Here is a 12,800-nt window from a genome sequence, read left to right as displayed (position 1 = left end):
GCACTTCCCCGGCAATAAAGCCTATGTGTGACTTACACCCGTTCAAACACGGTAGCGATACCTTGGCCCAAGCCAATACACATAGCTGCGACGCCAAATTGCACGTCTTGCTGGCGCATTACGCTCATTAGGCTGGTGGTGATCCGCGCACCTGAGCAACCAAGTGGGTGGCCGAGGGCAATCGCGCCGCCATTTAAATTCACCCGCTCTTGCCATTCAGACTCAATCTCTAACGCCCGAATACAAGCCAAAGACTGCGCCGCAAACGCTTCGTTTAGCTCAATCACAGAGATATCGGCTATCGACAGCTGCGCCCGTTGCAGCGCCTTATGAATCGCTGCCACTGGACCTATGCCCATAATAGACGGCTCACAACCAGAAATAGCACGACTCACCACTTTGGCTAAGATAGGCAAACCTAAGGCCTTAGCTTGCTGCTCAGACATCACCAACATGGCCGCGGCCCCGTCTGATAAGGCCGAAGACGAACCTGCGGTGATGCTACCGTGGGCAGGATCAAATACCGGTTTTAAATCTGCTAACGCAGCCAGGTTAGCGTCTGGCCGTACCACTTCATCGTCAGAAATCGCCGCTAATACACCGTGTTCGTCGTGGCCTAAGGTGGCCACTATTTCGTCATCAAACAACCCTGCCTGCTGGGCTCGGTAGGCTTGTTGATGTGAACGCAAAGCAAATTCGTCTTGCTGCTCACGGCTAATTTTATATTGCCGCGCCAACAATTCAGCAGTGAGGCCCATCATGCCGGCGGCTTTTGCTGCATGTTTGCTAATACCGGGATGAAAATCAACGCCATGAGTCATCGGCAAATGTCCCATGTGTTCAACACCACCGACAATAAAGGTATCGCCATCGCCGCATTCAATGGCGCGACAAGCATCGTGCAACGCTTGCATCGACGAGCCACATAAACGGTTAACCGTAACCCCACCAATACTGGTAGGCAAACCCGCTAACAACGCAGCATTGCGGGCAATATTAAAGCCCTGCTCTAAGGTTTGTTGCACGCACCCCCAGTAAATGTCTTCAATGTTGTGGGGATCAAGCTTAGGGTTGCGTTGTAATAACTGTTGCATTAAATGGGCGCTGAGATCTTCCGCTCGTACCTGACGAAATGCGCCGCCTTTACTCTTCGCCATGGGCGTGCGGATAGCGTCAACGATAACGGCTTGATGAGGTCCTTGCATGATCCGCTCCTTAGTAAAAATCGGTGCCGCTGGCTGCGCGCTCACGCAGCGAAGCCGGCACCTGATAAAGTGGGCCTAGTGCTGCCAGCGCGTCGGCTTTGGCAATGAATTGGTCGAGCCCGATATGTTGCAACCAAGCAATGGGGCCGCCCCTGAACGGCGGAAAACCTAAGCCATATACCAAGGCAATGTCTGCCTCTGCAGCGCTGGCCACGATTTGTTCATCTAAACAATGCAGCACCTCGTTAACCAAGGGCACCATTAAGTAGTCAATGATGGTGTCATCACTGAGCGAAGCATCGGAGGAAAAATGCTGCGCCAATAACTCATACGCCGCATCCGAGCGTTTTTTCGCCGGGCGACCTTTGCTGTCTAGGTGATACTGATAAAAGCCTTCCCCGCTTTTTTGGCCATATTTTTGCGCCTCGAAAAACAGATCGATGCACGAGTCTTGTTGTGGTTGCATGCGCGTTGGGTAGCCTTGCGCCATGACTGCGCCAGCATGGTGGGCGGTGTCTATGCCGACCACGTCGAGCAAATACGCCGGCCCCATCGGCCAACCAAATTGTTGCTCCATTACCCGATCTATGTGTGCAAAGTCGACCCCAGCAGCAATAAGGCGAGCAAAACCAAAGAAATATGGAAACAACACACGATTAACAAAAAAACCGGGACAATCGTTCACCACGACGGGCGATTTGCCCAATTGTATCGCCAGCGCCACCACTTGTTCAACGCAGGCTTGAGAAGTTTCAGGGCCACGAATCACCTCCACCAGAGGCATTCGGTGCACCGGATTAAAAAAGTGCATGCCACAAAACTGCTCTGGCCGCGCCAAAGATTGTGCCAGCAAACCAATGGGAATGGTGGAAGTATTGGAAACCAACACGCTGTCGACGCCAATATGCTGCTCGGTTTCTGCCAACACTTGGGCTTTTATCTTGGGATTTTCCACCACGGCTTCTATAACCACTTGAGCATTTTTCACGCTGTCGTAATTTAAGCTCGGAGTAATGCGCGCCAGGGTTTCTCCTAATTGATGAGAGGTGAGTTTACCGCGCTTAATTTGCTTATTAAGCAAAGTATTGGCTTCGCTCATGCCCAAATGCAAAGCGTCTGGTTGGATGTCTTTCATGACCACGTTAAGCCGTTTACTGGCGCCTTGATAAGCAATGCCGCCGCCCATAATGCCGGCACCCAATACCGCCAAAGACTGCACCTTTTGGCTATTGGCCGTTAACTTTTTCGCGCTTTGTTTTAATTGCTGATCGTTCAGATAAATACCCACCAGCGCGCGTGCCACATGGGTTTTAGCTAAGCGTACAAAATGCTGGTTCTCTATTGCTAAGGCTTCATCGCGGCTCATTCCGGCCGCCTGTTGCATAGCCGTAACCGCTGTCACCGGCGCCGGATAATGCGGCCCAGCTTTAGCCGCCACCATAGCGTTTGCGGTAGAAAAGCACATGGTGGCCTCTATATTACTTAAGCACAAAGGTGCTTTTTTGGCCGCGCGGCGCTGCTGCCACCCTAACTGGTTGGCTTGTTGCAACATTTTCACCGCCGCTTGATGGCGATGTTCAGTCGCAACAATGGCATCAAGTACGCCATCTTTCAAAGCCTGCTCAGCATGATGATGCTTGCCCGTGGTGATCCACATTAAGGCGTTGTCGGCGCCAATTAATCGAGGCAAACGCACCGACCCACCAAAGCCCGGCATAATGCCAAGTTTTACCTCAGGCAAACCTATTTTTAAGCTGCTGTCGCTAATTCGAAAGTCTGTCGCCAAGACACATTCGCAACCGCCGCCCAATACAAAGCCGCCCATCACGCTAATGGTTGGCACGGGTAAGTCTTCTAAGGAATTAAATATTTGGTTGGCTTGGTGTAACCATTGCGACAGTTCTTCATCGGGTAAGGCAAATTTGGGCAAAAACTCGTTGATGTCTGCCCCCACCATAAAGTCTTTTTTATTGTGGCTCAAAATCAGCCCTGTTAAACCTGACAAGTCCTGTAAAATGGCCAGAGCTTGTTGAAAAGACACCAAGGTACAGCGATCAAATTTATTCACCGAGCCTAAATTACCGAACCGAATCTCCGCAATGCCATCATCAAGCTGCATCAACGTTAACGTGTCGCTTTGATATAACATCGAACCTCCTTGCTCACAAAAGCCAACAGGCAGCGGCCAACGCCACTGTTATCTATTGAGTTTAGACACTGAGTATGAACAAGAGATAAATAATTGGTGATTTATAACCAGACTGTTAGGCGCCCTGCAAAGCCGCCCAAGCAATTGATCAACGCAGCAGGCGCTAGCGTATATAACGAAGAATTTGGCTAATGGCGGCTTGTTCGTGGCTAGAAAGCGATTGCTGCGACAATTGCGTCAAAGCGTCTGCGAGCTGTTTAGCCTGGTTTTCATTGAGTTGATATTTTTCGTCAAACCACACTTGTGGCTCCTCACTCGAATGCAGCACGCTCACACTGAAATGGCGCTGCTTAGCATCTTGCAAATACAGGTATAAATCTTCCGCCATCGGGTCGACCCCTTCACTGGTTAATGGCGGCGTAATAAAGCCACCGTCTTCTGGTAAAGGCTGCGCCCAAAGCTGAAACGGCAACATTAAAACGGCTAATATGAGCATCTTAATCACAACTGGTTTTCCTCACTCTCATCCCTTACACTGGCCACCATTAACCCTAGCATATTGAATAAAATGGACGCCACTATGACGATTAATGCCTTACTTGAACAACTCAACAGCCAGCCTGATACCATTGAATTTAATGACGTAATGAACGTGATTGCAGAAAACTATCAGTACCAAGCAACAACATTCAGCAATGGCCAAGGTGACACGCAAGTAGTGAACCAAGCAGGCACTAACGAAGGCTCTTGCCGTTTATTTGCTTTTGCCAAGCTGCAAGGCCTAGACCAAGCACAAACTCTGGCATTGTTTGGCCGTTTTTACCGTGAAGACGTATTGCAACACCCAGACGGCAACGACCACGGCAACATTCGCAACTTTATCAAATTTGGTTGGGACGGCATTGCATTTGAGGGTGAAGCCCTTAGCGCAAAATAAGCCCACCAAGCAGCGTTGCTTTAAATAAGCAGCGCCGCAATACCCCAGTGTCGACGCGAATAGATTTATTTATGGCTCTATAAGTTCGATCTTTCGAAGGTTCCCGATTGCATTTTGAGCTTTTTAAAATCTTCGCTAAAGGTAGCAGATAAGATCTTTCCATTATGATCCACTTCTAATTGCTCACCATTCAACAAATATGGTGTTTGCTGAATGACTTTATTGTCATTTATTAACATGAACTTATCTTCCGTGATCGCGATTTGAGACATCAAATTAAAAACAGGATTAGCATTATCTTTTGGTGCAACAAGAGTAAATACACCATGGTGAGCTTCGTTAAACTCAAGGTCCTTAACATTGATTTCAGTGAGCGATTGCTCTTTTTTAGACTCCTCAATTTCCTTATCACGCTTAGCAATGTGAGCATCTTGTTCAGCTTTTAGTGTTGGAATTCTACTTTTTGCATATTGGCTCCATTTTTCACCTTTCAATATAAGGTTGCAGCTTTTTTGCTTTTGCAAGCAATTCGTTAACGCCACTTCAATAGCCGTTGCTTCATCAAGATAGCGAGTGGCCATAAACCAGTTTTTATGCTCCATATCAGTGACTAGCGCACGATGCCCTCTGGAATTACCATAATCTAAGAACTTGTTTAAATCGTAGTTCAGTATCAGGTCTTTAATTAAAAAGTGATTTTTTTCAACACTACTTTTCTTTTTCTTATTCAACTCGTTTAGCTCATCCAGAGTAAGAGTTTCTCCTTGGACTTCATCGTTTACTATCGCTACATGACAAGGAAAGATATCTTCAAAATCTTTGTTGTACCTACGACAGTTAACTAAAGCGACATCAATAGCAACCTGCTTAGAAACAGCTTGATCAATCATATATCCAAACGCGCGAGACTTAGATACAGCAAAAGCCTTATTGCCCTTGGCAGGGATATAGTGCTCGATGTAAGTATTAGCAGCCTTAAGCGACCTTAGATTAGTCGGAATATGATCTGGGCTAGGATGAAAACTCTCACGATAGGGTTCAATATTGATTAGCGCCGTTTGTGCCTCTCCATTTATATCAACTAAACGACAACTCCCCTTTTCGTTCGTAGACTTTTCACATTTTGTTAATGCTTTAGAGCTGATAGCATCAAGGTTATCACCCCAATGAGCCGACCAAGCCCCGTCAGCACTCACCGCAAACACCTTGGAATTATTCTTAGATTGGTATTTATTCAGGTAAAACTCATAAGCAGAACCCGTTTTTATTCCTTCGGGAAAGGATCTTGACCAACTATGGCTGGAAAACAGCAGGACTAAAACACAAAATAAATTTTTCAACATCAAGTAACTTCCTTATCCGTAATCATAGCGTTGTTACAAAATAAATATTGCGGGCTTACTTATTACTAAGCAATGTAAAAAGAGTAATGAATAAGTTAAGCCTCTTTTCTACTTCCACTTCTTGTCAGCAGTTACAGTAAATAACCCTATGGCTAGTTATTTTCTGCTTCAGGGCTTAAGGTAGGCCTTAGCTCTGCTGTTTCTTGCTGTTCATTTTGTTTAATCGCGGCGGCTTGTTCTTGCTCTTTTTGGCTTAGTGCGTCTTGTTGATGAGTTTGCCGGCTCACTTGATTTACTTGTAGAATATTTTCCGCATTTTGTAAGTCAGCCGTATTTTTAAAGCCCGCTAAAGTTTCTCGTGCTTGCAAAAAGCCTTTAATCTCTTGCACTATGGTTTCAAGCTCTTGGTCATTTTTTTTCAAAGACATAATGTAGCGAGGTAACTCAAGGTTTTGGTTACCACTGGTAGCAAAAGTACTGGTGGTAATACGTGAACTTACCAGCCAAGGGGTGATAGAGCTTCTCACCACAACATTTTCAGAGCGGGTTGAATCATTAATGGCCATACCTGTGCTAATTTTTGATTCAGTAAACGTCCCTTCTGTCTTCATATACATTAATAACGACTCAAACTGCATTTCACTCCAAAATACATGTGAAGCATTACCAAGAATACGGCCCACGGTTGATACTATTTGCCAGCTAAAAAATGCCCCTAAAAACCCAACCAATAACACCGACGCTTCTACAATATAATCCAATGTTTGTTGTTCACTGTGGCGCTTTGTCTCAATGACTTTTTCAATAAAAGTTGCCAAGGCACTGACATCACTCGCCAATAGGTAAAATAAATATGCCGCCACAACAACAAGCACTTGGCCCGCAATGGTGCTAAATAAACGCACCTTTTTTGTCAACGGCGAAAACTCCACGGGTTTAAACTCTGGCTGGGTTTCAATTAATAACTCCCCAGAAAAAGACCCTTTACCTTGGCTTTGCTCTTTTAGCTTAGGGTCGAAGTCTCGGTAGGTGCGATTTGGGATTTCTTTATAGCGGCGGTTTGCTAACACTATGTTTTCTATATTGATGAATATTTCGTTGGGATGAACCGACTCCTGCAAGTTATCCCGATACTCACTGACCTCAGTGGTTGCCTCTATATGCTTTGTTCTGGCAATAACCAAACTGATAATAATGACAGACGCCACGACCGCTAATGCCAATAACAACATCAAGCTAGGCCAGGCAGAGAAAACCGCTAAACGGTCTATTTCTTTTATCAAATCGCCTTGCGTTGTTTTGTCTAGCTGTTGAAAAAACTCATTAAAATATTGGTAAGACAAACCAATGGCAACCGGAAACAAGATAGAAAAAGCGATAATTTTCGCCAAACTCGCCGCCCCTTTAGACTGTATACGAGTCACCCTACTGAGCACGATCTCAGCCGCAACGCTACGCCAAGTAAGCACTAAATAAACCAGTAATAAAACTGAAAAAACAGGGGTAATAATATGGCCTGCACTACCAGCTAAACCAGAAGCAGATACAAAAGACGCTAACCCAAAAGCCACAAAGGCCACTACAGTAGTCATTAATACACTGGCGATGTCTTGGGTGATGTTTCTGACTGGATAAGGAAGGAAAATAAGCTTAGGAAACAAGCTGTGTACCAAGCGCGACAACCAACCTTGCGGCTCAATAAAAGTGGAGTTTTTACGCCCCATCAACATGGCTTCTAATGCGTCGCTGTTGTACGCCAAGCTCTTTTTCTCGGCGAGGGCATTATCCTTCTCGGATTTAGTAAAGTTAAACGCCAAAGAGCTCGGCACAGAGCGACCAACAAAAAACCGAAATAACTGAAACGCCCCGCCTCCCGCTCGCTTTAAGCCTAGAATGAGCAATAAAAACCCAAAGCCAGCATAAATCCAGCCAGTGATAATATCCTGCTCAACCAATTGAGGCACAGATAATAAACCATATAAACCTAATAAGCTGATTAAAACACCAGCAATTAAGCGAATGAAACCTTCTACCTTATACGGGTTTTTTATACCTAAACCAGATGAGCCATAATCATAGGCCATTGCTTTCTCCTTAAAGACGTTGAGCGCAACCATTATTTTGCCCACAAAACATAACAAAAAAGTCAATACAGTCAAGAAGCAAGGGAAGTTAGCGGTTAGAGGATCACTTAATGCAATATGACAAGCTGGCTTAAGGGGCGCGCGCTCAACATACAAGCAATGGCCGAGTGACTCCTGCTAACTTTGAATAGCGGTATTTTGAGAATCTAGAACGTGTCGAGCAATTTCAGGCCTTACCACAACGCAAATATTGTTCTCATAATGAAACCCCTAAGATAAAAGTTCTGCCAGAAGATGCTTTATTAAAAAGTAAAGCCGTCTCTGGAAAAAGTAATTAGTTGAACAAATAAAATACTACCGTATCCAAGTAACATTTTAAATTGACGGCTGGCTTGGCATCATTCGCGTTTGGGCCACGCGCTCGGCTTTTACTTAACAATACTCTATTCGCCGGACAAGCCGACCTACTACGATACTATTTATAATAGGTTTTACACCACACCCGTTTCGGCTTGGTTAAATGCACTCTGGTGCCACTTCTTTTTAAACAGCTGCCATTTATTGTGTTGCTGCCAATAATCGTCTTGGCGGCCGCTGGCTTGGTCGGCGGCAATGCTGGCAGGGTCGATTTTACGCCAGATTTCAAGTTGCGGAATATCCGGTAAAGCTTGACTGGTGTCCATGTAGCACTGAATAAAGTTCCACAGGGCGTAAGCGTCCGATAGCGTGCGGTCGTTCCCCAATTGGGCAGCGTTAAACTCATACCACGTTGATTTATAGTGACGAATGTAGACTTCATTACGCACCACAATGCCTTGGTGGTTCATTTTAGGGCGAATTTCTGCCACAAACTCACGAAAGGGTAAGCTGGCTTCCACCGCCTCGGTTTCTTCGTGGTAAAAAATGACTTGGCCGGTTTGGCGATTGAGCTCAAAGTGGCGCTTGGCAATCACCGGATCTTTTTTAGCTTGATAGTATTGGTAGAGTTTCGCTATTTGGCCCATGATAAAACAGGGGAGAGTAATAACTGAATGTAACCGGAAAAAGGAATCCCAATAAGCCTGAAAGAAGGAAATATCTTCTGATACTTTTAATTCTGAGTATGCAAATGTAAAACACATCAAAGTAATAAATGGGAAAAAAGCAAACTTTGCAAGCCAGCCAAATGCCCATAAGGTTAATATCAGGGCGTTCATGCCGCCACCGCCATTGATATAATGAGGTATTCGTAGCATCTCAGCGTCAAACCGCAGGGCTGCGCTTTGGTATTCAGGCTTAGTAAATTGCGCGGTAAACTTGGCCGTGGCTTTATCAAAAAAGCGGTGGTCAAACCAGCGGCTAGGGGCAGATAAATTCAGCGTTTGCTGTTTTTGTTTTAGCACACCGCCAAACAGCGGCTTTTCTGCCGCTAAATCTTGGGCTTGCTCTGCGCGGTAAGCGTCAGGGCCGTATTTGAGTATTTTGTTTAACATCTGGTTATATCAGGACTGAATTCATCTATCCTACATTCACCGTGCCGCCGCCGATGACGACACCACCACAGCTGACCGCATCACCGGTTTTTGCAACCGGTTTACCGTCGGCAAATACGGTACCTGAGCCACCCGATATACTGCGACCGTGTGGCGGGTGTTTAGGTTTTGAGTGAGGCGCCAAGGGGTCACCTTTTCGTGCCAGTGGAATACCGTCTACTTTTACCGTGCCAGAGCCAGCGGTAATCGGGGTAGGCGGAAAGCCATCGTGAGCGGTGCCGATATCACCGAGTTTTGCTGCGTTTCCCATGGTTTTTCCTCAAATAAGAGAGTTCACATTTCAATACCGTGTGTGAATAAGAACAATCAAGGCTTTTAGACTTTGAGTCAAAAAGCTTCGACTTTCTATAAATCAATCCTGAGCATGTTTGCTTTTCAGGCATATTGTAAAATTAAGTCGATCACAAGCTAGTCACCACGTTTTCGAGATAGTCGTATCAGTAGCTCACTGTGGCTCGTGTAATCTTCAACCATGCTCACTTAGCCAAGCGGCATGGTAGTAAATAGACATTTTTTAATTATCTCAATAAGAGAACGCTCTTTTTATAAAAGAGCGTCATAAATAAAGTAACCTTTACTGCTCGTGTGAGCACTAATTAATGTGGCACTTCATTGCCCACTTCACCATGCGTTTCAAGTAGCTCAATCATCAATTTATCCTCTCTTTCCTGAGCTAAGTCCATTGCAGTTCTACCTTGTTCATTAACTTCATGAATGCTTGCACCTTGTGCCAACAAACTTCTAGCCTTAGCCCAGTCCCCTTGCCATACCGCTTGGTGTAATGCTGGCTCTGGTATCGCCGCGTTGTCTATCGCAAATGGGTGATGACATTCAGTGCAATGGCGTTCACCTTCGGGGCTCCATGTGTTGCACTCTGAACATTGTTGATGACCTTCTTCTGCAAAAATATTAATAACCGCGCCCGTTGCGGGCTGTTGAAGCTGCTCTATTGCCAACGCATCCAACTTTTGGTCAAAAACCTCATCACTCATCTGCCGCCAATAATGTGACTCTCTTGGGTGAGTAGCATCATAAATACGGGTGGTTTCGTCTTTATTACGCACCGCTTCTAACATTAAGATATCGGGCAAGGGCCGGCTAATATCCATGTATTGCTGTACCATATTCCAAAAACGCTTGTATTCATCAATCAGCTGATTGCTTGGCAACATCAAATGTAAGGGCACGCCGTGTCGATAACCGTTATAGCGATGAACCAATAAGAGACTGTAATTCATTAACCCTTGGTGGCCCGGTGCCGCATTCAGAAAGCAATCAAACTCAATAAATGGGTGGGTAAAATAAGGCTTATTATGGCGATATAAGGTCACCATGCCGGTTCTTCGGTTAAGCTCATAAGCGCGTTGAGCTTTGAGAAAGGGCAACATAAAGTAACCGCGATTAAGTAATTCACCTTGAGCCCAAAATACAGCAAAAGGCAGAGAAATTAGGGCATACTTTTCTAGTATTTTCACCAGCTCCGAAACCGAAAAATCATCAAATATAAAACTAACAAGTAAAACAATTAGAGAAAAAGGTAAAAAATAAAGAATAAAAAACTTACTTAAACCAGTTACATTTAAGTAAACCACAGACCAAGGGCTCATAGTATCATGCCCCATGGTCTGCTCATTCCAAGCAAACGCTGTTTCAGGCTGCTGCTGTTGCTTAGATTCATCTCTATGCCAATGTGAAGGTTTGTAATAGCTTAATGCTTTGGTCGCCAATACATCACAAGTCTGAGTAAATGAAAAACGTGTCGCTGTTGAAAAGAACTTCGCTAATAACCCTTTTTTAACCGCTGGCTTTTGCAGTGGCACGTGTTTGCTGTTGTAAGCTGTGCGTTGATACATGTTACTTTACCTCTCGATGGGGGTAATCTATTTGGTTTGCCCACCAACTGTCATCACCAAATGTCGGCTCACTTGTTGGCACTGAGTCAGGCTGTTTACTGGATAAATGCGGCGCTGGGAATATCATATTTTCAATGTGTAATTGCATTCGAACAACAAAAGCAGGCTCTAATTTTTGCTCCTCATACTTCCAGTAACGCCAAAGAGAATTATTGTTTGTAGTTTTAGGAATTTTTTTATTATGTTTCAAGTAATACAATCTGCCTTCCTGGGTATCCTCAATCTTTAGCACCGCGGTATTGTTACTACTGATATTAACCAAGCTTGTTTCTGTCGAGCGGCCTGTTCTTGTGGTTACAGCAGTTATTTTTCTAATGGCTTCACGAGCATAAAAGTGAATCTTTACTTTATTGCTATTGATTAATTGTAATAAGTTGGTTCGTACAAATATCGCATGGGTAGCACCTAACTTTTTAAACGTATTATACCGTTCTGGCTCATGAATAAAGTTATCTGATTTATATGTGGTAATTGAAAGAGACATGAGCTGGCTGATAAAGTAATGAAATGCCTTATCAGGTTGCTTTAAGAATGCCAGTTTAGTTGAGGTTTTTTCACTAAACGGGCCATTTTTTAACCAAATTTCCATCTCTGAATCTTTGAAGAATAGATATAATAAAAAACCGGATAGTGATAGCGCGACACCAAACCAAGCAATAGGACCAAGGCCGAATGTTGTACTTGAAGCAGTAATAAAAGTACCCGCAATAGTAGATACCGCTGTACCTGTCGCCACCATAGCCATCGCAAATGCTGCATTATCATCATTCACATCAAATAGCCGGATCGCGTCCCAAGCGGCAATACCTGCTGTCAACATGCAAGTAAGGACAGGACAGCCACTTCTTAGCTCTAAATCTTGGGCTTGTTCGGCGCGGTAGGCGTCAGGGCCGTATTCTAAGGTCTTGCTTAACATCTGGTTTTATCAGGCTTGAATGACTAAATGCATCTAGCCTTATCACCTATCCTACGTTCACTGTGCCGAAGGACAGGACAGCCACTTCTTAGCGCTAAATCTTGGGCTTGTTCGGCGCGGTAAGCGTCAGGGCCGTATTCTAAGGTTTTGCTTAACATGTGGTTTTATCTGGCTTGAATGGACTGAATGCATCTAGCCTTATCATCTATCCTACGTTCACTGTGCCGCCGCCGATGACGACACCGCCACAGCTGACCCCATCACCGGTTTTTGCGACCGGTTTACCGTCGGCAAAAACGGTACCTGAGCCACCCGATATACTGCGACCGTGTGGCGGGTGTTTAGGTTTTGAATGAGGCGCTAAGGGATCACCTTTTCGTGCCAGTGGAATACCGTCTACTTTTACCGTGCCAGAGCCAGCGGTAATCGGGGTAGGCGGAAAGCCATCGTGAGCGGTGCCGATATCACCGAGTTTTGCTGCGTTACCCATGTAAAATCCTTTACGGTTAAATTGTTAATGGCTGCTAATTGGTTCGGGCTGCGCTAGGTTAATCGCGGCCTGTTACAATGCTCTTTATACTGGGACTCATACGACGCCCGTTTCGGCTTGGTTAAATGCACTCTGGTGCCATTTCTTTTTAAACAGCTGCCATTTATTGTATTGCTGCCAATAATCTTCTTGGCGGCCGCTGGCTTGGTCGGCGGCAATGCTGGCAGGGTC

11 protein-coding genes are annotated in these 12,800 nt (G+C 45.1%); 1 reads left to right on the top strand and 10 read right to left on the bottom strand.

The genetic code is table 11. The features are described 5' to 3' along the window. Nucleotides 1-32 precede the first annotated feature (32 nt). The 3 genes from fadA to D1Z90_RS15535 form a co-directional block, all read right to left on the bottom strand. Nucleotides 33-1,205: an acetyl-CoA C-acyltransferase FadA gene (gene fadA / locus D1Z90_RS15545; protein WP_119911709.1), complete on the bottom strand. Its 1,173-nt coding sequence runs from the start codon at nucleotides 1,203-1,205 to the stop codon at nucleotides 33-35. Between the two features lie 10 nt (nucleotides 1,206-1,215). Next, nucleotides 1,216-3,354 carry a fatty acid oxidation complex subunit alpha FadB gene (fadB, locus tag D1Z90_RS15540; protein ID WP_119911708.1) on the bottom strand — a complete coding sequence of 713 codons (2,139 nt, stop codon included), beginning with the start codon at nucleotides 3,352-3,354 and terminating at the stop codon, nucleotides 1,216-1,218. A 163-nt stretch (nucleotides 3,355-3,517) separates the two neighbouring features. Continuing rightward, nucleotides 3,518-3,859 carry a hypothetical protein gene (locus tag D1Z90_RS15535; RefSeq protein WP_147378780.1) on the bottom strand — a complete coding sequence of 114 codons (342 nt, stop codon included), beginning with the start codon at nucleotides 3,857-3,859 and terminating at the stop codon, nucleotides 3,518-3,520. A 75-nt stretch (nucleotides 3,860-3,934) separates the two neighbouring features. On the opposite strand from D1Z90_RS15535, the gene D1Z90_RS15530 reads away from it, so the two are divergent. Further along, nucleotides 3,935-4,291, top strand: coding sequence for a HopJ type III effector protein (locus D1Z90_RS15530; RefSeq protein WP_119911706.1), 357 nt, complete (start codon nucleotides 3,935-3,937; stop codon nucleotides 4,289-4,291). A gap of 77 nt (nucleotides 4,292-4,368) precedes the next feature. On the opposite strand, the gene D1Z90_RS15525 is transcribed toward D1Z90_RS15530, so the two are convergent. The 7 genes from D1Z90_RS15525 to D1Z90_RS15495 all read right to left on the bottom strand — a co-directional run bounded on the left by D1Z90_RS15525 (nucleotide 4,369) and on the right by D1Z90_RS15495 (nucleotide 12,569). Then, on the bottom strand, nucleotides 4,369-5,634 hold the full coding sequence (locus D1Z90_RS15525) for a hypothetical protein (protein WP_119911705.1): 1,266 nt from the start codon (nucleotides 5,632-5,634) through the stop codon (nucleotides 4,369-4,371). A 152-nt stretch (nucleotides 5,635-5,786) separates the two neighbouring features. Next, the gene (locus tag D1Z90_RS15520; RefSeq protein WP_119911704.1) at nucleotides 5,787-7,718 is read right to left on the bottom strand and encodes a hypothetical protein; all 1,932 of its coding nucleotides are present in this window, start codon (nucleotides 7,716-7,718) and stop codon (nucleotides 5,787-5,789) included. 491 nt (nucleotides 7,719-8,209) lie between these two features. Continuing rightward, complete coding sequence (locus D1Z90_RS15515) at nucleotides 8,210-9,190, bottom strand: hypothetical protein (protein ID WP_119911703.1); 981 nt, start codon at nucleotides 9,188-9,190, stop codon at nucleotides 8,210-8,212. Between the two features lie 25 nt (nucleotides 9,191-9,215). Then, nucleotides 9,216-9,500: a type VI secretion system PAAR protein gene (locus D1Z90_RS15510; RefSeq protein ID WP_119911702.1), complete on the bottom strand. Its 285-nt coding sequence runs from the start codon at nucleotides 9,498-9,500 to the stop codon at nucleotides 9,216-9,218. A 346-nt stretch (nucleotides 9,501-9,846) separates the two neighbouring features. Further along, nucleotides 9,847-11,103 (bottom strand): ankyrin repeat domain-containing protein, encoded by a 1,257-nt coding sequence (locus D1Z90_RS15505; RefSeq protein WP_119911701.1) that lies wholly within the window; start codon nucleotides 11,101-11,103, stop codon nucleotides 9,847-9,849. Nucleotide 11,104: 1 nt separating this feature from the next. Then, on the bottom strand, nucleotides 11,105-12,079 hold the full coding sequence (locus D1Z90_RS15500; RefSeq protein WP_119911700.1) for a hypothetical protein: 975 nt from the start codon (nucleotides 12,077-12,079) through the stop codon (nucleotides 11,105-11,107). A gap of 205 nt (nucleotides 12,080-12,284) precedes the next feature. Continuing rightward, the gene (locus tag D1Z90_RS15495; RefSeq protein WP_119911699.1) at nucleotides 12,285-12,569 is read right to left on the bottom strand and encodes a type VI secretion system PAAR protein; all 285 of its coding nucleotides are present in this window, start codon (nucleotides 12,567-12,569) and stop codon (nucleotides 12,285-12,287) included. Nucleotides 12,570-12,800 lie beyond the last annotated feature (231 nt).

Source organism: Motilimonas pumila (genome assembly GCF_003596335.1).
Lineage (GTDB): Bacteria > Pseudomonadota > Gammaproteobacteria > Enterobacterales > CBDFNC01 > Motilimonas > Motilimonas pumila.
Note: the sequence above shows the minus strand (reverse complement) of the source record. Positions and strands in the feature narration are given on the sequence as shown.